Genomic DNA, 20,910 nt, shown 5'->3' with positions numbered 1-20,910 from the left:
AAGTCTTCGGGAACAGGGGCCATGCCTGGCATTCCGGGAAGGCTTCGATAGCATTTTCCGGCCTACGCTTACCCTGGTCCTGTACCCATGATCTCCGGCCAGAGGGCATCCACGCGGGCGCTGACCTCGAGGTCGGGGACGATCTCCCGGCCCCATTCGCGGTCGGTCTCGCCCGGCCATTTGCGGGTGGCGTCGATACCCAGCTTGCCGCCCAGGCGGGGCGCGGGGCTGGCGAAGTCCAGGTAATCGATGGGCGAGCGGTCGACGATGGTGCTGTCGCGCGCCGGGTCGGCGCGGGTGGCCAGGGCCCAGATCACGTCATCCCAGTCGCGCACGTCGATGTCGTCGTCGGTCACGATCACGTACTTGGTGTAAGTGAACTGACGCAGGTAGCTCCACACGCCCATCATCACGCGCTGGGCGTGGCCCGGGTAGCGCTTGCGGATGCTCACGCAGGCGATGCGGTAGGAACAGGCCGCGGGCGGCAGGTAGAAATCGACCACTTCCGGGAACTGCTTCTGGAGCAGGGGAATGAACAGCTCGTTGAGCGCCTGCGCCAGCACCGAGGGCTCGTCGTGGGGCGACCGGCCCATGTAGGTGCCGTGGTAGATCGGGTTGTCCCGGTGGGTGATGCAATCGATGGTGAGAACGGGGTAGTGGCCCCGGGCGTTGTAGTGGCCGGTGTGGTCGCCGAACGGACCTTCCAGGGCCTCCTCGCCGGGCGTGATGTGTCCCTCCAGGACGATCTCGGCGGTGGCCGGCACCTGCAGGTCGCTGGTCAGGCAGCGCACCAGCTCGCTGCGGGTGCCGCGCAGCAGGCCGGCGAATTCGTACTCGGAGACCGTGTCCGGGATCGGGCTCACCGCGGCCAGGGTGGTCGCGGGGTCGGCGCCGATCACCACGGCCACCGGGAACGGCTGTCCGGGATGGCATTCCTGCCAGTCCCGGAAGTCGCCCGCGCCGCCGCGATGCGCCAGCCAGCGCATGATCACCTTGTCGCGGGCGATCACCTGCTGGCGGTAGATGCCCACGTTCTGGCGCGCGGCCCGGGGCCCGCGGGTGACCACCAGGCCGAAGCTTATCAGCGGCCCGGCGTCTTCCGGCCAGCAGGTCTGGATCGGCAGCCGGCCTAGATCGATCTCGCCGCCGCGCAGGCGGTTGTCCTGGCAGGGGGCGTGCCGCACGAGCCGCGGCGTGGTGTGGAGCACGTGGCGCAACTGCGGCAGTCGCTCGACCGCCTGCGCCAGGCTGCGCGGCAGGTGCGGCTCGCGCAGGAACGCCAGCAGCCGCCCCAGCTCACGCAGCTCGGCCGGGGAGCGCCGGCCCATGCCCAGGGCCACGCGCTCGGTGGTGCCGAACAGGTTGCCCAGTAGCGGGATATCGTGGTTGCCGGGCCGTTCGAACAGCAGGGCGGGGCCGTCCGCCACCAGGGTGCGCCGGCAGACCTCGGTGATTTCGAGCCGCGGGTCGACCGCCACGCCGACCCGGCGCAGTTGTCCGCGCCGCGCCAGGAACGCCAGGAATCCGCGCAGGTCGGCAAAACCCGTGCCCGGCGGCCGCAGGCCGGCGAGCGGCGACGCCGCCGGGTCGCGGTCGCCGGGGATGGCATGCGGTGCCGGCGCGGAATCGCCCATCGTTTGCGTCAGAGCCGGTCCTCGTCCATCAGGTAATGGCCGCCCTTCAGGGCCAGGACGTCGTTGGAGCCGTCCTCGATCATGGCCGCGCGGCAGTCGCGGAGGATCTTCTCGATCGGATACTCGTGGGTGAGGCCGTTGCCGCCGAAGAGCTGCAGGGCGTCGCTGGCGACATCGAACGACATCTGCGTGGCGGTGATCTTGGCCGCGATCGAGGCCTGCACCGCGGGCAGGTCGGCCGCGTGGTTGTAGTGCACCACCCGGCGGCTCAGGGCCGCGGAGGCCTCGATGCGGCGGAACATGTGGAAGAGCTTGTAGGCCACGAGCTGGTGACGGACGATCGGGACGCCGCCCTGCCGGCGTTCGTGGGCGTACTCGTACGCCAGGTCGTAGGCACCGCGGGCGACGCCGGTCCAGGTCGCGCCCATCAGGGCGTTGGCCTCGGTCAGGATGCAGTAGACCGCGCGCTGGTAGTCCTCGGGGCCGGCCAGGACATAGTCCAGCGGCACCTCCACGTCTTCGAAGAAGAGTTCGCCCTGGGGATTGCCGCGCTGGCCGTGCTTCTCCAGGGGCTGGCCGCGCGAGATGCCGGGCAGGTCGAGCGGGAGCACCAGCACGCAGCCGTGGGCCGGGTCCGGGCCGTCGCCGGTGTCGGCGGCGCAGTACAGGATGCAGACCTCGGCCACGGTGCCGTTGGAGACCCAGGCCGATTTCTGGCCGTTCAGTACCACCCGGTCGTTGTGGAACCGGGCGACGGTGTTGGGACGCCCGTGCCGGCCGTCCGGGTGTCGGAGCATGCCCGCCGGATCCAGGGTGTCGCTGCCGTGGTCGGGCTCGGTGATGGCCCAGCAGCCGAGCGTCTCCTCGGGGAAGCGTTCCATCAGGAAGCCGTTGCCGAACAGCGCCGAGAGATAGTGCGGCAATGTGCTCGCGCCGGCCGAGATCGCCAGGCCGCCGTCGCCGTAGCCCAGCTCCTCGTAAGCGATGCAGAACATCCGCGCGCGCTGCTCCGGCGGCAGGGCCAGCAGCATCTCCAGGCGGACCCCGAGATCGAGCAACTGGCGCCGGAAGTCCCAGTACGGCGAGTCCTCGGCGATCACCCGGGCGGCGCTCATGCGGTCGAGGCGTTGGCCGATGGGTCGCATGACCTCCAGCGCGAACTTGCGCAGGGTCTGCTGGAACATGCGTTCCATGTCGTTCAGCGGCGGCTCGATCCCGAATCCGCCGAGCCGGGCCCGGGGGTGCGCGGGCCAGCCGTGGATCGGGCTGCCGCCCCCGCGGCCGGTGTCGCCGGCCGCCCGCGTCGCTGCCATGGCCATTCGTTCTCCTCCTGCTCCGCGTCTCGCGGCGAAGCCTTGGTGTCGTATCGTCCCGCCGGACGGGCAGGGCCAGATTGGCCGTGCTCCCCGGCACCGTCCTTGATGAAGATCAAGGCCGCGCGGGGCCGGCGCGACTAGGGTCGTCGACGGTTTCACGGTTGCGGAGCGTCATGGAACTGGTCTGTCCCGCCGGTAATTTCCCCTCGCTGCGGGCCGCGGTGGACGCGGGCGCGGACGCGGTGTACATCGGCTTCCGCGACGAGACCAACGCGCGCCGATTTCCGGGCCTGAACTTCGATCCGGAGACGGCCCGGCGCGGCGTCGCCTATGCCCACGAGCGCGGACGGCGGGTGTTCGCGGCCATCAATACCTATGCCCAGGCGGGCCGCTGGCCGGAATGGGAGGCCGCGGTGGACACCGCGGCCGCCGTCGGGGTGGACGCGCTGATCGTGGCCGACGTCGCGGTCCTGGATCACGCCCGCCGGCGGCATCCGGACCTGCCCCTGCACCTGTCGGTGCAGGCCTCGGCCACCAATCCGGCCGCCCTGCGTTACTACCGCGAGCGCTTCGGTGTCCGGCGGGCGGTGCTGCCCCGGGTGCTGTCGCTGGCCCAGATACGCCGGGTGGCCGGCGAGGGCGACCTGCCCCTGGAGGTGTTCGGCTTCGGCGGGCTGTGCATCATGGCCGAGGGACGTTGTCACCTGTCGTCCTATCTCACCGGGGAGTCGCCCAACCGCAACGGCATCTGCTCGCCGGCCTGGGCGGTGCGCTGGTCGCAGACGGATGACACCGTGGAGGCGCGGCTCAACGACGTGCTGATCGACCGTTACGGCCCCGGCGAGCAGGCCGGTTACCCCACCCTGTGCAAGGGGCGCTTCCGGGTGCCGGGCCATGCCGGCGGGCGGGCGTTCCACGCGCTGGAGGAACCGACCAGCCTGAACAGTCTCGCCTGCCTGCCGGAGTTGCACGCGGCGGGGGTCGCGGCGGTCAAGATCGAGGGCCGGCAGCGCAGTCCGGCCTATGTCGCGCGTGTGACGGCGGTCTGGCGGCGCGCGATCGACCATCTGCTGGCCGCGCCGGCGCGTTTCGCCGTCAGCGGGGAATGGCAGCGCACGCTGGCCGGCTTGTCCGAGGGCACGCAGACGACCCTGGGCGCCTACCACCGTTCCTGGCAATAGAACCGCATGCGCATCTCCCTCGGCCCCGTTCCCTACCACTGGCCGCGCGCCGATCTGCTGGATTTCTACGCGCGCGCGGGCGAGTCGTCAGCGGACGTGATCTACGTCGGCGAGACCGTGTGCGCCAAGCGGCGCGAGCTGACCCCGGACGATTGGCTCGACATCGCGGCGCGCCTGGCGGAGACGGGCAAGGAGGTCGTTCTCTCGACCCTGACCCTGATCGAGGCGGCATCCGAACTGGGGACGGTCAAGCGCCTGTGCGGCCAGGGACGCTTTGCCGTGGAGGCCAACGACATGGGGGCGGTGCAGCTTCTGGCGGCGCAGGCGCGGAGCTTTGTCGCCGGCACCGCGATCAACATCTACAGCGGCCGGACGCTGGCCGTCCTGCACCGCGACGGCCTGCGGCGCTGGGTGGCGCCGGTGGAGCTGGGGCGCGACGCGATCGAAGGCATCCTGGACGAGGCCGGCGCCCTCGGCGTCCGCGACGGCATCGAAACCGAGGTGCTGGGCCACGGGCGGCTGCCGTTGGCCTGGTCCGCCCGCTGCTTCACGGCGCGCGCCGCCGATGTGCCCAAGGACCGCTGCGGCTTCCGGTGCATCGAGCACCCCCGCGGCCTTCCGGTGCACACGCAGGAGGGCCGGCGGGTGTTCACCATCAACGGCATCCAGACCCAGTCCGGTGCCGTCTGCGATCTGTGCGACCTCTGGCCGGAGCTGGCGGCCGCCGGGGTGGATATCTTCCGGGTCGCCGCCGAGGGTCGCCACAGCCTGGCGGTGGTGGAGGCGATGGCCGCGGCCGTGCGTGAACGCCGTGCGCCCGAGTTGCCGCCCGATGACGAGCCCGTCTGCCGCGGCTACTGGCTGGGCGCGGCCGGCATGGAACCACCCGCGTGAGCGCGGCCGACCTGGCCGCGGCGCTGGCGCGCCGGCTGCCGCCGCCGCCCGTGTCGGCGGTGCCGTTCCCGCTGCAGCGGCTGGCGCTGGAACGGGCGCTCGCGCTGGCTTTCCGCGAGCCGCTGGCGCGTGGTGAGTTGGCGTTCCTGGAAGGCCGGCGGCTGCGGGTGGCGGTCACCGACCTGGGACTGGCTTGGGACATCACGCATGTCCGCGCCGCCCTGCGGGTCCTGCCGCCGGGACCGGCGCCGGACGTCGACCTGCGTTCCGACCTGCGGGGCTTCGCGTTGCTGGCCACGCGCCGTGCCGATCCGGACACGCTGTTCTTCCGGCGGCGGTTGGCGATCGCCGGCGACACCGAGCTGGGGCTGGCCTGCAAGAACCTGATGGATGCCCTGGAGCCCGAGGACTGGCATCCCCTGGCGCCGGTCGTGCTGGCGGCCGTGGGGCGCTGGCTGGACCCGCCTCAGGGCGTCAGGCGCCGGTAGCTCAGTTCGTCCAGGGCCAGCGCCGGCGGTGCCCCGCTCACCGCATCGGCCACCAGCCGGCCGGCACCGGCGGCGAAGGTCCAGCCGAGATGGCCGGTACCGGTCGCCAGGTACAGGCCCGGTGCCGGGGTCGGGCCCAGCAGGGGGCGGCCATCCGGCGTGGTCGGCCGCAGGCCCGCCCAGGGCTCGGCCGTGGCCGGATCGAGGCGGGCCGCCAGGTCCGGGAGCACGGCCCGCAGACCTCGAAGCAGGGCCTGGCTGCGGCGCGTGTCGGTGCGCCGGTCGTAGCCGGCGAATTCGGCGAAACCCGCGACCCGGAGCCGGTCGCCGAGCACGGCGGCGACCACCTTGCGCTCGCCGTCGATCAGCGGCGCATGCGGTAACGGTGCCCCGGGCGGTAGCGGCAGGGTCAGCGAGTGGCCCTTGACCGGGTAGATCGGCAGGCGCAATCCGGCGGGCCGGGCCAGGGCGGGGCTGTAGCTGCCCGCGGCGAGCACGCAGGCGTCGCCGCGGAAATCCCCGGCGGGGGTGGCCGCGCCGGTCACGGCGCCGTTCTCGACCAGCAGGCGCGTGACCGGGGTGGCGAGCCGGAACTCGGCGCCCCGCTCGCGGGCCCGCGAGGCCAGGGCACGGGTGAACAGGCAGGCGTCGCCGCTCTCGTCGTCCGGGTACAGGAGACCGCCGGCGAAGCCGTCGGCCAGTGTGGGCTCGCGCGCCGCCAGCGCGCGCCGGTCCAGGATCTCGGAACGCACGCCGGCATCCGCCAGGATCGCGGCCTCGCGGCCGGCGGCGTCCAGGCCCGCCTGGTCGCGGAACACCGCCAGGCAGCCGGCGGTGCGCGCGTGGTAATCGAGCCCCGTTCTGTCGCGCAGTTCGCGCATCACGGCCAGGCTGTACACGGCGAGACGGGCGTTGGCGCGCAGCGAGCGCTCGAAGCGGTCGCGCCGGCTGTGGCGCAGGAAGCTCAGGCCCCAGCGGGCGAGGCCGGGCAGGGCCGAGGGCCGTACCGCGATAGGCGCGTCCCGCCGGCCGATCCAGCGCAGGGCCTGGCGGACGACGCCGGGCGCGTTCCAGGGGGCGGCGTTGCTGGCGTGGATGATGCCGCCGTTGGCGTGACTGGTCTCGTCGGCTATGGCGCGGGCACGGTCCAGCACCACCACATCGTGGCCCCGCTCGGCGAGGAAATAGGCGGTGCTGGTGCCCAGCAGACCGGCTCCGATGACAATGACGCGCACGGACGCTCCCGAGAGAATGCGGTGAGTGTCGCGCCGCGGTCCGGGGGCGGCGCATCCGCCGCCCATTCTACGCCTCTCGCGCCGGGAAACGGCCGTGCCGGCCGGCTCATGCCGCGGCGCGCGACCGGGTCAGGTGGTTGTAGGCGAAGCCGGCGATCACTGCCGCCAGTACCAGGGCCTGCAGCGCCAGACCCTCGAGATTGGGATGGATGCCCAGCAGCGGTAGCCGGATGAAGTCCACCGGGTCGACGGGCAGTGTGCCGGCTTCCTGCAGGGCGGCCACGCCCTTGCCGGTGAAGACCACCGCGAGGACCACGATCAGTAGCGCGCTGGCGGTGAAGAACTGTCCGATGGGCAGGCGCGCGCTGAAGCGGAAGATGGCCCAGGTGACCGCCGCCAGCGCCACGGCCGCGGCCAGCAGACCCGCCAGCAGGGCGGTGTGGTCGGCCTGCATCCACAGTGCCTGGTAGAACAGGATGGTTTCGAATATCTCGCGATAGACGGTGAGGAACGCCAGCAGCGTCAGCGCCCAGAGACTGCGACGGGCGAGTGCGCTCTCCAGCCGGTCCGAGATGAACCGCCGCCAGCGCTGGGCGTAGCTGCGGTTGTGCAGCCACCAGCCGACGTACAGCAACAGCCCGGCGGCGGTCAGCGCCACCACCCCCTCCGTGGTTTCGCGGCTGGCGCCGCTGATCGCGATGAAACGGCTGGCCAGGAACCAGGTCGCGATGCCGGCCAATACCGCGAGGATCCAGCCGCCATGGACGTAGGGCAGGGCCTCGTGCCGGCCGGAACGGCGCAGGAACGCGAACACGGCGGCCAGCACCAGAATCGCCTCCAGACCCTCGCGGCCGAGGATCACGAAACTGGCGGCGAAGCTGGCGACGGGCGACATGCGGTCGCCCGCCAGGCGTTCCTTGGCGCGCGCGAGGGCGTCCCCGATCCGGTCCGCCCCGGCGGCGACCCGAGCCACGGGTGCCGCGCCGGCGATCAATTGGCGGTGATCCTGCATCAGGCTCTCGATCTCGCGCATGAGATCGGGCGCGACGGCGCCCAGGGCGGGCTCGGCCAGTTCGAAGCCGTCGAGATACGCGCTGAGTCCCAGGCGTCGGGCCCGTTCGGTGTCGCCGCGGCGATAGGCCTCGAGACTGCGTCGGATCAGCTCGCCGGTCCGGGTCAGGTGTTGTGCGGGGCCGGCGGCGGCCACGGTCGACGGATGGTCGCGCAGGTAGGCGCTGACGGGGCGGGCACCCTCGCCGACCCGTTGCCGCAGGTCGGCCACGCTGGTCCGGGTCAGTGCCTCCAGATCCGGCAGGGCGCGACGGAAGCGGGGGTCGTCGCGCCAGAGATCGGCGCCGGTTTCGCGTTCCGCGTCGCTGTAGGCGAGTTGGCCGACATGGAAGGCCAGGGCCCAGCGTTGGTCCGTGTCGAGATCGGCGAAGCCCGGCATGGCGGTATCGTCCACGCCGAGCGTGATGGTGTTGAACAGCCCGAGCAGGGTGCGCCGCTCCTGGCGTGTCCGGTCGTGGAAGTCCGTGGGCGCGGGGCGCATGCCCGTTGCCGCCGGGCCGTCGCCGCGGCCGGTCTTGCCGTGACACGACGCGCACCGGGCTTGATACAACGATGCCGCGCGCGCGGTGTCGGGCGGGCGCGCCGGGGTCAGTGCCACCGGGTAATGGATCAGCACCTTTTGCTGCAGTTCGGTCGTGAGTGCGCTAACCCGCGCTCCCGCCGCCCGCCGCGAAATGGCCCGGGACAAGTCGGTGGCCAAGGATTGGAGTCCCTGCCGGGCGGGTCGCGCGGGCAGCGTCGCGAGCTTTTCCCGGATCAGGGCGGCGAATTCCACCTGTTCGGCGTATTCGGCCTCGTCCAGGACCCGGCCGTCGACCACGAACTCGGGATATTCCACACCGACATAGTCCAGCATCTGCAGGATCGCCTGGACCTCCGGCCCGGTGTCGTCCGGTGCGGCCGCGGCCGGTGCGGGACACCAGAACAGCCACGGCAGCAGGGCGAGCAGGCCATGGCACAGAAGACGTGACAGCGGTGCGGCATGCGTCATGATCGCCATTATAGTGCGAATGATTCTCAAAATATCTTATAGGCTGGCTCCGGGTGCCTTGACGCCGGTCAAGAGTGCGCCCGTCGCGCCGGGGCGCGGACAGCTTTGGTTTCATTGCCGGCGGCGTGAAAAAAATCCCGGGACTTGATCCAGATCAATGCCGGCCCTTCCGGTCCGGCACATACTGGACATCGTTTCCTCCCCCGGCGCATTCATCGCGCCAACCCCTTTCGCCCGGGCTCCCCTCGCTCTGCCCGGGCGACTTTATTTTCGGATGTCGGAAAACACGCACGGCCGGGCCCCGGTGGGTGCCCGGCCGTCGTCACGGCTGGAAAGGGACGGGGGTGTCAGCCGCTCAGTGCGGCCCGGCACTGGTCGCGCGCCGCAAGAAAATGATCGAAGGGGAAACGGATCGACACCCCCTCAAGGCTGGCCATCAGCATCTGCAGGTGGCTGTCCCAGCCCGCGCAGGCCTTGGCGATATCCTCGTCGGCCGGCAGGCGCAGGGTCAGGCTCAGCCGCGAGCCGTCATCCGCCGGCCGGATTTCCCAGCGCACCGGGCGCTCGGGGCCGGTGCCGTCGCTCCAGGAGTACTCCAGGAGGCGGGGCGGCTCGGCGGCGCGCACCGTGCTGTCGATGGGGATGCCGCTGTCCTGGAAGTCGATGCGGGCGCGGCCGCCCGGCCGCGCCTCGACGCTGCCCGGCGCCAGCCATTCGCCCAGCTTGTCGGCGTCGGTCAGCATCGACCAGACCGTCTCCGGCGGTTGATCGAGCCGGTAGGCGACGCGGAATTCGTAACCGTCCGCGCCACGCTCGATGCGGAATTCCTCGGGGGTCGGGGACATGTCTCGGCTCCGTGGCGATGTGTCGGACGCCGACGTTAGCCCCGGCGCCGGCGCCGTGCCTTGACGCGCATCAAGGGCCGCCGTCATGGGATTCGGCCGCCCGGCTCTCGCCCGCGTTCAGGCGCGACTGGAAGCGGTGCGTGCCGGCGACCAGGAACGGCCGCTTGCCGTCCAGGCCCAGCCGGCGCAGGTGCTCCGCCATGGGATGGCGGCTGTCGCCGACGGCCAGTCGCACGCTGCCGTCCAGCAGGACCGCCGCGGCGTCCGCCGGCGCATGGAAGAACGCGAGCACGTTGCTGGTGTCGGAGGGCCTGCTAACACTTCCCCCGTGTGCCGCGTTGCAGTCCAAAATCGTGCCAGACAAGGCGCGTGGCGCCGCGCCTTGGCCGGGCGCCAAGGTCAAGCCACGCAACGCCGGATGGCGCGATTTTGGGCGCAACCCGTTCGCCCCGAGAGGCGGAGCGGGGGCCCGCCGCGCAGCGGGGGGGTGCGACCCTCGGCGGGGCGACATCCGCCCGTACCGGGGCAAACGTCCGCCCGCCGGCGGTCGCATCCCGGCTTGCGCCGGGAACCCTGCTCCGCGCCTCGTGCGGATGGGACGGCGGCCATTTTCCCGCAATCCTGCGTTGCCGCTAGCTCGCGTATGCCCGCTACGCCACGCTCCCGGCGCCTTGTCTTGCGAAAAAATGGCCGCCGGCGCGGCGCACGGGGGAAGTGTTAGCAGGCCCTTTAAACGGTGCCGGCGCGGGTCTCGAACGAGGCCCGCGGCCCTCCGAAGAAGGGGTCTCTCTCGGCATTGCGGCGAGCGGTGACGGTCATGGCCGGCTCCTGCTTGGCGTCCCGGGACGTGCCGGCGGGACGGTATCGTTGTCGCCCCAGCTTCGGGCGGTGGACGCCGTGTTGCCTTGACGCCGATCAAGACCTGCCACGGAGGGTCAAGACCCGCCGGCCGGCTCTTGGGATACTCTAGGGCTCCCGAACATGGTGTGGAACGGAAGTTGACGGACAGACAGACCAGCTATTCGCGCGAGGAACTCGAGGCCTGCGGCCGTGGCGAGCTCTTCGGCCCGGACATGCGCATCCCCATCGACGAGATGTTGATGGTGGACCGGGTCACCCACGTCAGCGACAGCGGCGGCAAGTACGGCCGCGGCGAGCTGGATGCCGAGCTCGATATCCGGCCCGACCTGTGGTTCTTCCGGGTGCATTTCCCCGGTGATCCGGTCATGCCGGGCTGCCTGGGGCTGGACGCGCTCTGGCAGATGCTGGGGTTCTATCTGGCCTGGAGCGGCGGCAAGGGCCGCGGCCGCGCGCTGGGCGCGGGCGAGGTCAAGTTCTTCGGCCAGGTCCTGCCGGACGCCAAGCTGGTCCGCTACCACCTCGACATCAAGCGCGTGATCAACCGCAAGCTGGTCATGGGCATCGCCGACGGCACGGTCTCGGTGGACGGGCGCGAGATCTATTCCGCCCAGGGACTGCGTGTCGGCCTGTTCCAGAGCACCGAAGGCTTCTGAAGACCGCGCGTCACCCAAGAGCACGAGGAGCAAACGCATTATGCGACCCGTCGTCATCACCGGCATGGGCATCGTTTCCAGCCTCGGCAACGATGTCGCCGAGGTCACCGACTCCCTGCGGACGGTCCGCTCCGGGATCGGCTATTCCGAGGAGGCCGAGGCCGCCGGGCTCAGCAGCCACGTCTGCGGCCAGATCCGGCTGGACCCGGCCGAGCACATCGACCGCAAGCTGTATCGCTTCATGTCGCCGGCCTCGGCCTACAGCTATCTGGCCGCGCTCGAGGCCATCGAGGGCGCGCGGCTGACCGACGCCGATCTGCGCAGCGAGCGCACCGGCCTGATCACCGGCTCCGGCGGCGCCTCGACCTCGCAGGTGATGGAGGCGATCGACGCCCAGCGCGAGAAGGGCCTGCGCGGCGTGGGGCCGTTCCGGGTGCCGCGCACCATGGGCAGCTCGATCAACGCCTCGCTGAGCACGGCCTTCGGTATCACCGGCATCAACTACAGCATCACCTCGGCCTGCGCGACCAGCGCCCACTGCATCGGCCATGCCGCCGAGCAGGTGGCCAGCGGCCGCCAGGACATCGTGCTCGCCGGCGGCGGCGAGGAGGTGCACTGGACCCTGTCGGTGCTGTTCGACGCCATGCGCGCGCTCTCGCGCAAGTACAACGACCGCCCGGAACAGGCCTCGCGGACCTACGACCGTGACCGCGACGGTTTCGTGATCTCCGGTGGCGGCGGCATCGTCGTGGTGGAGGCGCTGGAGCACGCCGAGCGGCGCAAGGCGCCGATCCTCGCCGAGATCGCGGGCTACGGCGCCACCTCGGACGGTGCCGACATGGTGGCGCCCTCGGGCGAGGGTGCGATCCGTTGCATGCGCCAGGCGCTGGCGACCTGTGACGGCCCGGTGGGCTACATCAACACCCATGGCACCAGCACGCCGGCCGGCGACATCGTCGAGCTGCAGGCGATCCGCGAGGTCTTCGGCGACGACATGCCGGCGCTGGGGTCGACCAAGCCGCTGACCGGCCACGCCCTCGGCGGTGCCGGCGTGCACGAGGCGATCTACTCGCTGATCATGCAGCGGGAGCGCTTCATCACGCCCTCCGCCAACATCGACAACCTCGATCCCCAGGCCGAGGGCTACCCGATCGTGCGCGAGCGCCGCGACGACGTGGACCTGCCCTACGTGATGAGCAACAGCTTCGGCTTCGGCGGCACCAACGCCACGCTGATCCTGGGCGCCGGCAGCGACTGAGCGCGCGGCAGAAAGAAAAGTGCGATCCACAGATTTACACAGATTGACGCCGATTCAGGCGGTCAGGAGTCGCCGCGTTCGTCCGTGAAGGACGCCGGAGCGACTGGCGCGTGACCGTGCGCCCGGTTTCAGACAGAAATCCGTGAAATCGGTGTAATCAGTGGATTCCGAACTTGTTACCCGGAAGCCGCCCGCCGCGACAGGCGATACTGCGACGGGCTGCGGCCGGTCCAGCGGCGGAAGGCGCGGCTGAAGGCGCTTTGCTCGGAGAAGCCGAGCCTCAGGGCGATATCGGTCAGGGGGGTCTGGGTGCCGGCCACGTAGAGCTGCGCCGCCTGCTGCCGGACCTGGTCGAGCAGGGCGGCGAAGGACTGGTTCTCCCGCTTGAGCCGGCGGTGGAGGGTGTAGCGGCTCATGTCCAGGCGCTGCGCGATGGCGTCGGCGCGCACGCAGCCCTTGTCCATTTGCTCCCGTACCAGTTCGCGCACGATAGCCGCGAAGCTGGTCGGTCGCCTCCGATCCCTCCTGACGTCGTCTCTCATCCCGTCACCCTGCGTGCCAGGGCCCGGCCCACGAATCGGAACCGGTCGCCCAGCGGAAAGCGTTTCAGCACCGTGCGCACCACGCCCTGCGTGAAGCGAGTGTGCTTGCCGTAGTCGATGCGTACGTCGGCCACGACGGGGCGTCCGGTTGCCGCCGTTTGCAGCGCCTCCTCGATACCGCCGGGGATGGCGTCGTCGTCCCCGATGACGAGGTAGTGCGCGCCGGTGGCCCGCGCGATCCCGTCCGGATGGAATTCGCCGAGCACGGTGCAGACCTTGCGATTGTACGGGATTTTCTGACCCTGGGAGATCTGGGAGAGTTCCCCGTCGTGGAACACGAAGATCACCGGCGCCGCGCCGGCCGTGCTCGCGGTCAGCAGTTCCAGCCCGGTCATGAGGAAGGCGCCGTCGCCGACGATGCCCACGACCTGGCGCTCGGGGTTGGCGAGCTTGGCGCCGATCGCCGCCGGCACGCAGTAGCCCATGCAGTTGAAGTCCGTGGGCGAGATGAAGCCGCGCGGCGACAGATTCGGCCACAACTCGGCGGCCAGGAAAGTATGGTTGCCGTCGTCCACGGCCACGATGGCGTCGCGCGCCAGCCGGTCGCGCAGGACGTCGAAGAAACGGGCGGGATTCACCCGGTCGGTGCGGTGCCGGTACCAGGTCTCGCGATAGCCGCGCTTGTCCGCGGCGATGCGCTCGGCCGCCCGCGAGCGGCGTTTGGCGTGCCTGTCGCCCAGGTTCTCCAGGCGTTGCCGCAGGGCCGGCAGGGCGAGCCGCGCGTCCGCCGCCAGCGGCACCGCCGCCGGGTAGTTGCGGCCGGGCACGGCCGGGTCGATGTCGATATGGATCAGGTTGTCCGGCACCTCGCAGCCGAAGCTGCCGGTAGGGATCTCGGCGAAGCGCGTGCCCACCGCGAGCAGGCAGTCGCAATCGCGGAAGGCGTTGTAGGCCGCCGGCACCGCCGCCTGGCTGAAGCCCATGCCGGTGTGCAGGGGATGGTCGGCGGGGAACACACTCAGGCCCTGCAGGGTGGTGCTCACCGGCGCGCCCAGGCGGTCCGCGATGGCCACGAGATCGTCCACGGCGTCGACGGCGCCCCAGCCCGCGAACAGTCCCGGCCGTTCGGCGGCGGCGAGCCGGGCGGCGGCATCGTCCAGCCGGCGCTCGTCGTCCGCGCTCAGCGGCGCCGGTGCCGGTACCTCGAACGCCGGTACCGAGGGCACCCGCGCGCGGGTGAGCTGGAGGTTGACCGGAATCTCCACCAGCACCGGCCCCGGCACGCCCGACACCGCCTCGCGGTAGGCCTCGAACAGGGTCGGCACGATCTCGTCGTGGCGCTCGACGCGCCGGGCCCGCTTGGTCACGTGCGCGGCGAGCCCGAGCTGGTCCAGCTCGTGGATCTGGTAGCGGTAGGGCAGGTCGGTGCGCACGCCGCCGGAGATCACCAGCATCGGAATGCCGTCCAGGAAGGCCTCGCCGATGCCGCTCATGGCATGCGTGAGACCGGCGGCCGGCACGATCAGCATCACCCCGATGCGCCCGCCGCCGGTACGGCTCATGGCGTCCGCGATGAAGGCGGCACCGGCCTCGTGCGTCACCAGCACGGGCTGGATGCGCTCGGACTGGCCGAGTTCGTCGTAGAGCTCGGTGTTGTGCACGCCGGGGATGCCGAAGGTGTGGCTCACCGGCAGCCGTTCGAGCGCGTAGCGCGCCAGCCAGGCGCCGCTGCGGCGGCCGTTGAGGGGAATCGATGCGGTGTTCGTGTCGATGCGGGGTGCTTGTTCGGTCATGTCGCGATCCCTCCGCCGAGGTGTTGTCCGAGCCTGCGCCCGGTGAGGATGCAGCCGCCCAGGAAGGTGCCTTCCAGGGAACGCTTGCCGTTGATGCCGCCGCCGCCGAAGCCGGCCGCCTCGCCCACCGCGTAGAGGCCGGGCACCGGCGCGCCGCTTTCGGCCAGGACGCGGCAGTCGAGGTCGGTCTGGATGCCGCCGAGGCTCTTGCGGCTGAGGATGAAGGCGCGCACGGCGATCAGCGGGCCGGCGCGCGGGTCCAGGATCGCCTGGAAGCGGCAGGTGCGCAGCCGGTCGCCGCGGTAGGCGCGCGCCTGGGCGATCCGGCGCAACTGCGGGTCGTTGAAGAAGCGCGGACCGCGCCCGATCTCGTCGTCGTAGGCGCGGATGTCGGCGAGCATGCCTTCGGCGTCCACCCGCAGGCCGTAGAGATTGCGTCCGTCCATCGCCCGTGCGAGGGCGGCGGGCGTGTCGGCGGCGACGAGATCCTCGGGGCATTCGGCCAGCAGCCGCGCGAGCAGTTCGTCGTTGCCGAACAAGGCCTGCCGCAGCAGCTTGATCCGTCGTTTGTTGCGGAAGGCGTCCATGAAGTCGTAACCGGAGACCGCCAGCTCGCGCCGGGCGATGCGCCGGTTCATCACCAGCCAGGAATACTGGCCGGGCAGGCCGAGCACGGTCTCGACCAGGTGCCGGGTATCGGTGTTGGCGACCAACGGCGGCGGGCCGACGCGGCGGCCGCGGGCGTCCAGCCACAGGGCCGAGCGCGGCGGCACCAGGCTCAGGCCGTCGTCGGGGCGCAGCCGCCGCGGGTGGTGCACGCCGGCGGCGTAGTGCCAGTGGCGGTCGAGGTGGGTCAGGCGGGCGCCGGCGCCGGCGGCGGCCTCGTGCAGGCGGCCGTCGCCGTGGATGTGGCCGCCGTTGAGCAGCTTCGCGGGCGGTGTCCCCCAGGGCCGGTGCCAGTGGGCGCGGACCCGCGACAGGTCGCCGCCGCAGATGCCGCCGGCCGCGATCACGACGTGCTCGGCGCGCAGCCGGAAGTCCGTGCCGTCGTCCTCGCGCACGCCGTGCAGGCCGACCACCCGGCCGTTCTCGGTATCCAGGCCGGTGACGTCGTGGCCGAAGCGCAGGTCGAGACGGTCGGCACGCGGGTGTTCGGCCAGCGCCTGTCGCAGGCGCGTGACGATCTCCCCGCCCAGGCCCCAGACGACGTGCCAGCGGGGCACCGAGTTGCCGGGCCGGTCCCAGCCCCGTTCGGGCCAGTTGACGACCGGCAGGAAGCGGACACCGAGGCCGTGCAGGTAGCGGTGGATGGCTTCGACGGAGGTCTCGCAGTAGCACTCGGCCCAGGCCCGCGGCCAGTGGTCGTCGGGGCCGAACTCGGCGTAGCTCTCCCAGTCGCGCAGGGCCAGGCCGGGGTTGTCGCGTATTCGCGCGCGGCGCTGCTCCGGGGTGCCCGCCAGCAGGATGCCGCCGAAGGCCTCGCGCGCCAGGCCGCCGCAGCGCTCGGCCCGGTCCTTGTCCAGTACCGTGACCCGGCGGCCCCGCGCCAGCAGCTCGTGCGCGGTCACGAGACCGGCCAGGCCGGCGCCGGCGATCACCACGTCCGTGTTCTCCGGCGCCGGGGTCATGCCGCCGCCTCCGCGCGGACCCGCCCGGTGTCGAGGTCGTGACGGACCGCTTCGGCGACCCGGTCCGCGAGAGCCATGACCGTGAGATAGGGGTTCACTTCGACCGAGTCCGGGAACAGGCTGGCATCCGCCACGTACACGCCCGGCAGGCCGCGCACGCGCCCCCGAGGGTCGGTCACCGAGGTGGCGGGGTCGGCGCCCATGCGGCAGCCGCCCATCAGGTGAGCGGCGCTCAGGACGACGCGGCCCGCCGCGAGGCGGTCCGGGCGTATCCGGGAGACCAGCCTGTCGGCGTCGCGGCGATGGGTGAAGAAGTTCGGCGCCCCCGGCAGGTGGGCGCGTACCGCCCCCGCCGCGAAGAATAGCCGGCCCGCGGCCCGGATCGCCTCGGCCATGGTGCGGCGGAGGTCGTCGTCCACGCGGTAGTGGACCCGCGTGCGACCGGCGCGGTCCAGCTCGATGCGGTTGTCCGGCCGGGCGCGGTCGAGCAGCAGCGCCAGGATTTGCTGTTGGCGATCCATGCGCGCCATCAGCGCGTCCGGCTCCGGACCCAGGCCGACGAGATTGCGCGCCGTGGCGAAGGGCGGATAGAAGCAGGTCTCCAGCAGGAACCGGCCCCGGGCGGCGAAGCGGTCGCAGTAGTAGCTCTTGGGGTGACCCAGCGAGCCGTTCACCGCACCCCGGTGCTCGGCGACCAGTGTCAGCGCCGGATGGCAGGTGAAATAGCGCCCCAGGGCCGGCCAGCGGCGTCGCCAGTGCCGGTGGCTGCGCATCAGCAGGGCGGGGGTGTTCAGGGTGCCGCCGGCGAGCACGATGCGGCGCGCGCGGATGCGTACCGGCCCCGCGGGCAGGGGGCCGCCCGCGTCCGCCCGCCCGTGCAGCACGCCGTCCCCGATGCGTTCGATCCGGCAGTGCGGATAGACCGCGACGCCGGCGTGCTCGGCGGCCGGGATCTGGACCCGGGCGGTGCCCTGCTTGGCGAGCACGGCGCAGCCCAGGTTGCAGGTGTTGAGGCCGACGCAGCCGCGGGTATTCACCGGGAACTTGCGGACGTCCCAGCCGAGACGGTGGCAGCCGGCCAGGAACAGCCGGTTGTTGCGGTTGATCTCGGCGTCGTCGTGGTAGTGGACGCCGTTCTGGCGCGCGTAGCGCGCCAGGCGCGGCGCGAGGTCGGCGGCATCCAGCCCCGGTACGGCCCACTTGTCCAGGACCGCGGGCGGGGGCTCGAAGGTGACGCCGGTGTAGACGTTGGTGGAGCCGCCGACGCCGCGCGCCGCCGCCAGCGATATCTCGCCCGAGACGGTACGGATGCCGCCGCCGTCGAGGTAGTAGCGGTCGACCATCTCCATCTCGCGGCGGGTGTTGTCGGCGGCGCCGAAGCGGCCGCCCTCCTCGAACAGGGCCACGCGCAGGCCGTCGCGGCACAGCGGTGCCAGCGCCGCGGCCACGGTGCCGCCGCCGGCGCCCGAGCCCACGATGGCGATATCGACGTCGACCGTGTGCGTGCGGGCGTCAGTCACGCGGCACCTCCCGCAGCCGATAGCCCAGGTGCGGGTGCAGCGCCGTCTGGCCGTAGACGCCGAGACGGGCCAGCACGGTCAGTCCCTCGATACCCTGACGCAGACGGCCCGACCAGCGTGCCGTCGACAGCCGCTCCAGCGTCCGCCGTCGGCGGGCGGCGTCCAGGCGACGGAAGACGCGCCCGTGACGCAGCAGGCAGTAGCCGTCGATCGCGGCCAGCAGCAGCGCGAGCTGTCGGCGCACCGCCGCCGGTTGGCGGGACAGCGCGCGCGCCACCAGGGCGAGCGCGGCGGTTCGCTCCCGGACGTCGAACGCGGCGCTGGAGGGTACGAGGGTGTGTTGCAGGGCCTCGAAGCGTACCCGGGCGCGCGGCGACAGAGCCGCCGGCCGCGCATGCCCCGGATCGTTCTCCATGGTCGTGAGTGTGTTAACGGACATGGTCCCTTTTCTAATACGCGCGGCGGGACCTGGCCTTGATCCGTGTCAATTCGGCGCGTCGCCTGTATCGGTCGTTTCCAGGATGTCGGCGAGTACCCGCGAGACCGCGGGCGCGGGGAATTCGCCGGTGAGGCGGCGGGCGCGCGGCCGGCGATGGAACCGCCGCCGGTAATAGGCGCCGAAGCCCTCGTTCGCGCCGCCGCGGCGCGCCCAGTCCAGCAACAGCGGCCGTAGCGCCGGCACGATGTCCTCCGGCCGGATCCGGGAAACGTACAGGTCGCCCAGGCGCCCCTGGCCGGCGTCGCCGCCCAGGAATACGTCGTAGCGCCCGCGGCGCACGCCCACCACCCCGATCTCCGCGGAGTACGGTCGGACGCAGCCGATGGGGCAGGCGGCCAAACGCAGATCGAGCGCGGCGCCGGCGCGCCCGGTCTCGGCGAGCACCCGTTCCAGCTCGGCCGTGAGGCCGGCGAGCGCGCGCTGGGACTCGCACAGGGCGCGGCGGCAATGCGGCGGTCCCGTGCAGGTGACCGCGTGCACCGGTTCCGCCGCCGGGTCCGGCGGTGCCGCGCCATGACGGGCCAGCAGGCGTCGCGCCCGGCCCAGGGCCGGCGCGTCGAGACCGGTGAGCAGCAGGTTCTGGTCGGGGGTCAGGGCGAGGTCCGGCCGCAGGGCGGTGACCGCCTCGGCGATGCCGCGTCCGGGATTGGCGGCGGCCAGGCGGCCGCCGGGCACGGCCACGCAAAGGCTGTGGCGGCCGTCGTCCCCGCGACTGATGCCGCGCAGGTCGGGGGATTTCAGTGCGGGCCTCGGGCCGTCCCCGGCGACGCCCAGGTCCACGTATTCGCGCAGCCGCCTCCGGACCCAGGTGCCGCCGCGCTCGGCCAGCAGGTACTTCAGCCGGCAGCGACGGGCGTCGGTCGGATCGACGGCATCGCGTACCAGGGCCACGGCGGCGTCCACGGTGGCCTCGGCCGCGGACAGCGGCACACGGCCCAGCAACATGGCGGGGGTCGCGAAGCTGTCGGCGTAGCCCCGGTACAGGCTCATGCCGCCGCCGGCATAGACGGACGCGTACCAGATACCGTCGTGGTCGCGGTCCAGCAGGAGGCCCAGGTCCTGGCCCAGCAGATCGCCGGAATTGTCCTCGGGCAGGGCGACGCCGACGGTGAATTTGCGCGGCGGGTGTGCCGGCAGGTCGGCGGCCGCGTCCGGATCGTCGAGACAGGCGGCGACGCGTGCCGGCAGGGACGAGTCCGGGGTCGGGTAAAGCTTGTCGCAGAGGCGCTCCGCGAGGCCCGCAGCCACCTGCAGACGGGCGTTTCCGGCTCGCGGCACGGGCCCGGATACGTTATACTCCAGCCCGCTCGCGTCGCAGCCGAGCGCGAGTCCGGCCCGGCGCAGGGCCGCGATCGCCGCCGGGACGTCCGCCGGGTCGATACCGTGCAATTCGACATTACGGCCCCCGGTCAGACGCAAGTCGCCCGTCGGCGTGAACCACGCCGCCACCTCGATCAATCCGAGATAGCGCTCGGCATCGAGGCGACCGCAGGGAAGCTTGAGCCGCAGCATGCACCGCCAGCGTCGCGGACCGGGTCCGCGGCGCGCGTCGCGGTCCTCCTGCAAATGGATTCCGCCATAACGAAGCCGTGCCAGGGCGGTCCGGCTGCGGGCGGCTGCGGGCTTGTCGTTCGCGTCGCTCATGATGCGTCACCAGCGTCGCGCCTGCGGGTATGCGGTGTCCTTGATGCAGGTCAAGGAGCCGACGGGCCCGTCCGGATATCTTGATTACGTGAAGCGAACACCCACCACCACGGGAAGAGGAAAATGACCGCCAAACTGCGCCTGCTGCCGCTGCTCGTCTCGCTCCTCATGGTCATCGCGCTGATGATCACGGCGGCTCTGAGCACCCCCACGATCGCCGCCAACGGGCACGCCGCGCAGGGTACCGTGACCAGTTCCGCCGAGGGTGACGCGGCCGCCGGCCGTCACGGCTGACGGCGGCCGCCGGACGGACTCAGCGCTCGTCCAGCCTGGGGATCAGGGAGACGAAATTGCAGGGTTGGGTGCGGCTGTCGAGCTGCGCCCCCAGGATGCGGTCCCAGGCCGTGGCGCAGGCGCCCGTGGAGCCGGGCATCCCGAAGATCAGGGTGGCGTTGGCGGTGCCGGCGAAGGCGCGGGACTGGATTGTCGAGGTCCCGATCTCCTCCAGCGAGTAATACCGGAACAGTTCGCCGAAGCCGGGGATGTCGCGGTCCAGCAGCGGTTCCAGGGCCTCGGGCGTGTTGTCCCGGCCGGTGATCCCGGTGCCGCCGGTGACCAGCACGCACTCCACCCCCGGATCGTCGATCCAGGCCGACACCACCGCCCGCAGGCGGTAGATGTCGTCGCGTTCCAGGCGCCGGTCCGCCAGTTCGTGGCCGGCACCGTTCAGGCGTTCCACGAGCAGGTCCCCCGAGGTGTCGTTCGCGGCGGTGCGCGAGTCGGAGACCGTGAGCACGGCCATCTTCAGGGGGCGGAAGGGCTTGTCGCTGCATTGTCGGGACATGGGGATGCCTTTG

The 20,910-nt window shown here is 71.8% G+C and carries 19 protein-coding genes; 6 read left to right on the top strand and 13 right to left on the bottom strand.

Annotated elements, in window-relative coordinates:
• Positions 1–68 precede the first annotated feature (68 nt).
• Positions 69–1,634, bottom strand: a complete 1,566-nt coding sequence (locus tag PC39_RS05790; protein ID WP_353252414.1) for a UbiD family decarboxylase — start codon at positions 1,632–1,634, stop codon at positions 69–71.
• An 8-nt stretch (positions 1,635–1,642) separates the two neighbouring features.
• Positions 1,643–2,947: an acyl-CoA dehydrogenase family protein gene (locus tag PC39_RS05785; protein ID WP_353252413.1), complete on the bottom strand. Its 1,305-nt coding sequence runs from the start codon at positions 2,945–2,947 to the stop codon at positions 1,643–1,645.
• Positions 2,948–3,123: 176 nt separating this feature from the next.
• Here PC39_RS05785 and ubiU point away from each other — a divergent pair, with 176 nt between their 5' ends.
• From ubiU to ubiT, 3 genes are read left to right on the top strand one after another with little or no spacing between them, the layout of a single operon-like run.
• A complete protein-coding gene (gene ubiU / locus PC39_RS05780; RefSeq protein ID WP_353252412.1) occupies positions 3,124–4,131 on the top strand; it encodes a ubiquinone anaerobic biosynthesis protein UbiU in 1,008 nt (335 codons plus the stop codon).
• 6 nt (positions 4,132–4,137) lie between these two features.
• A complete protein-coding gene (locus PC39_RS05775) occupies positions 4,138–5,025 on the top strand; it encodes a U32 family peptidase (RefSeq protein ID WP_353252411.1) in 888 nt (295 codons plus the stop codon).
• Positions 5,022–5,513 (top strand): ubiquinone anaerobic biosynthesis accessory factor UbiT, encoded by a 492-nt coding sequence (gene ubiT, locus PC39_RS05770; protein WP_353252410.1) that lies wholly within the window; start codon positions 5,022–5,024, stop codon positions 5,511–5,513. Before PC39_RS05775 ends, ubiT begins: the two co-directional genes overlap by 4 nt.
• On the opposite strand, the gene PC39_RS05765 is transcribed toward ubiT, so the two are convergent.
• From PC39_RS05765 to PC39_RS05750, 4 genes are all read right to left on the bottom strand, one after another.
• On the bottom strand, positions 5,492–6,748 hold the full coding sequence (locus PC39_RS05765; protein ID WP_353252409.1) for a D-amino acid dehydrogenase: 1,257 nt from the start codon (positions 6,746–6,748) through the stop codon (positions 5,492–5,494). The genes ubiT and PC39_RS05765 overlap by 22 nt on opposite strands.
• Positions 6,749–6,854: 106 nt before the next feature.
• On the bottom strand, positions 6,855–8,810 hold the full coding sequence (locus tag PC39_RS05760) for an FTR1 family protein (RefSeq protein WP_353252408.1): 1,956 nt from the start codon (positions 8,808–8,810) through the stop codon (positions 6,855–6,857).
• 347 nt (positions 8,811–9,157) lie between these two features.
• The gene (locus PC39_RS05755) at positions 9,158–9,655 is read right to left on the bottom strand and encodes an SRPBCC family protein (RefSeq protein WP_353252407.1); all 498 of its coding nucleotides are present in this window, start codon (positions 9,653–9,655) and stop codon (positions 9,158–9,160) included.
• A 70-nt stretch (positions 9,656–9,725) separates the two neighbouring features.
• Positions 9,726–9,947: a hypothetical protein gene (locus PC39_RS05750; protein ID WP_353252406.1), complete on the bottom strand. Its 222-nt coding sequence runs from the start codon at positions 9,945–9,947 to the stop codon at positions 9,726–9,728.
• Positions 9,948–10,653: 706 nt separating this feature from the next.
• On the opposite strand from PC39_RS05750, the gene fabA reads away from it, so the two are divergent.
• Complete coding sequence (fabA, locus tag PC39_RS05745) at positions 10,654–11,169, top strand: 3-hydroxyacyl-[acyl-carrier-protein] dehydratase FabA (RefSeq protein WP_353252405.1); 516 nt, start codon at positions 10,654–10,656, stop codon at positions 11,167–11,169.
• Between the two features lie 40 nt (positions 11,170–11,209).
• Positions 11,210–12,427 carry a beta-ketoacyl synthase N-terminal-like domain-containing protein gene (locus PC39_RS05740; protein ID WP_353252404.1) on the top strand — a complete coding sequence of 406 codons (1,218 nt, stop codon included), beginning with the start codon at positions 11,210–11,212 and terminating at the stop codon, positions 12,425–12,427.
• Positions 12,428–12,603: 176 nt separating this feature from the next.
• On the opposite strand, the gene PC39_RS05735 is transcribed toward PC39_RS05740, so the two are convergent.
• Genes PC39_RS05735 through PC39_RS05710 form a run of 6 tightly spaced genes read right to left on the bottom strand, consistent with a single transcriptional unit; the run spans position 12,604 to position 20,053 of the window.
• Positions 12,604–12,915: a helix-turn-helix transcriptional regulator gene (locus PC39_RS05735; RefSeq protein ID WP_353252403.1), complete on the bottom strand. Its 312-nt coding sequence runs from the start codon at positions 12,913–12,915 to the stop codon at positions 12,604–12,606.
• A 50-nt stretch (positions 12,916–12,965) separates the two neighbouring features.
• The gene (locus tag PC39_RS05730; protein WP_353252402.1) at positions 12,966–14,762 is read right to left on the bottom strand and encodes a thiamine pyrophosphate-binding protein; all 1,797 of its coding nucleotides are present in this window, start codon (positions 14,760–14,762) and stop codon (positions 12,966–12,968) included.
• The gene (locus tag PC39_RS05725) at positions 14,759–16,390 is read right to left on the bottom strand and encodes an FAD-dependent oxidoreductase (protein ID WP_353252401.1); all 1,632 of its coding nucleotides are present in this window, start codon (positions 16,388–16,390) and stop codon (positions 14,759–14,761) included. Before PC39_RS05725 ends, PC39_RS05730 begins: the two co-directional genes overlap by 4 nt.
• Positions 16,387–17,910, bottom strand: a complete 1,524-nt coding sequence (locus PC39_RS05720; RefSeq protein ID WP_353252400.1) for a GMC oxidoreductase — start codon at positions 17,908–17,910, stop codon at positions 16,387–16,389. Before PC39_RS05720 ends, PC39_RS05725 begins: the two co-directional genes overlap by 4 nt.
• Positions 17,903–18,349 (bottom strand): hypothetical protein, encoded by a 447-nt coding sequence (locus PC39_RS05715; RefSeq protein WP_353252399.1) that lies wholly within the window; start codon positions 18,347–18,349, stop codon positions 17,903–17,905. Before PC39_RS05715 ends, PC39_RS05720 begins: the two co-directional genes overlap by 8 nt.
• Positions 18,350–18,394: 45 nt before the next feature.
• Positions 18,395–20,053: a ferredoxin-like domain-containing protein gene (locus PC39_RS05710; protein ID WP_353252398.1), complete on the bottom strand. Its 1,659-nt coding sequence runs from the start codon at positions 20,051–20,053 to the stop codon at positions 18,395–18,397.
• 123 nt (positions 20,054–20,176) lie between these two features.
• Between PC39_RS05710 and PC39_RS05705 the strand changes: the two genes are divergently transcribed.
• Positions 20,177–20,347, top strand: a complete 171-nt coding sequence (locus tag PC39_RS05705; protein WP_353252397.1) for a hypothetical protein — start codon at positions 20,177–20,179, stop codon at positions 20,345–20,347.
• A 19-nt stretch (positions 20,348–20,366) separates the two neighbouring features.
• On the opposite strand, the gene moaB is transcribed toward PC39_RS05705, so the two are convergent.
• Positions 20,367–20,897, bottom strand: coding sequence for a molybdenum cofactor biosynthesis protein B (moaB, locus tag PC39_RS05700; protein ID WP_353252396.1), 531 nt, complete (start codon positions 20,895–20,897; stop codon positions 20,367–20,369).
• Positions 20,898–20,910 lie beyond the last annotated feature (13 nt).

The sequence above is a fragment of the Salinisphaera sp. PC39 genome (genome assembly GCF_040361335.1).
In the GTDB taxonomy this organism is placed as follows: Bacteria; Pseudomonadota; Gammaproteobacteria; order Nevskiales; family Salinisphaeraceae; genus APNM01.
The sequence above is the reverse complement of the archived record's forward strand: the minus strand, read 5'-3'. Positions and strand labels throughout refer to the sequence as shown.

Bases quoted from the DNA above. Each gene is read 5' to 3' on its own strand.
- PC39_RS05760 (WP_353252408.1), bottom strand. From the start codon at position 8,810: ATGACGCATGCCGCACCGCTGTCACGTCTTCTGTGCCATGGCCTGCTC.
- PC39_RS05740 (WP_353252404.1), top strand. From the start codon at position 11,210: ATGCGACCCGTCGTCATCACCGGCATGGGCATCGTTTCCAGCCTCGGC.
- PC39_RS05715 (WP_353252399.1), bottom strand. From the start codon at position 18,349: ATGTCCGTTAACACACTCACGACCATGGAGAACGATCCGGGGCATGCG.
- PC39_RS05785 (WP_353252413.1), bottom strand. From the start codon at position 2,947: ATGGCAGCGACGCGGGCGGCCGGCGACACCGGCCGCGGGGGCGGCAGC.
- PC39_RS05710 (WP_353252398.1), bottom strand. From the start codon at position 20,053: ATGAGCGACGCGAACGACAAGCCCGCAGCCGCCCGCAGCCGGACCGCC.
- moaB (WP_353252396.1), bottom strand. From the start codon at position 20,897: ATGTCCCGACAATGCAGCGACAAGCCCTTCCGCCCCCTGAAGATGGCC.
- PC39_RS05725 (WP_353252401.1), bottom strand. From the start codon at position 16,390: ATGACCCCGGCGCCGGAGAACACGGACGTGGTGATCGCCGGCGCCGGC.
- PC39_RS05775 (WP_353252411.1), top strand. From the start codon at position 4,138: ATGCGCATCTCCCTCGGCCCCGTTCCCTACCACTGGCCGCGCGCCGAT.
- PC39_RS05730 (WP_353252402.1), bottom strand. From the start codon at position 14,762: ATGACCGAACAAGCACCCCGCATCGACACGAACACCGCATCGATTCCC.
- PC39_RS05705 (WP_353252397.1), top strand. From the start codon at position 20,177: ATGACCGCCAAACTGCGCCTGCTGCCGCTGCTCGTCTCGCTCCTCATG.
- PC39_RS05755 (WP_353252407.1), bottom strand. From the start codon at position 9,655: ATGTCCCCGACCCCCGAGGAATTCCGCATCGAGCGTGGCGCGGACGGT.
- ubiU (WP_353252412.1), top strand. From the start codon at position 3,124: ATGGAACTGGTCTGTCCCGCCGGTAATTTCCCCTCGCTGCGGGCCGCG.
- PC39_RS05790 (WP_353252414.1), bottom strand. From the start codon at position 1,634: ATGGGCGATTCCGCGCCGGCACCGCATGCCATCCCCGGCGACCGCGAC.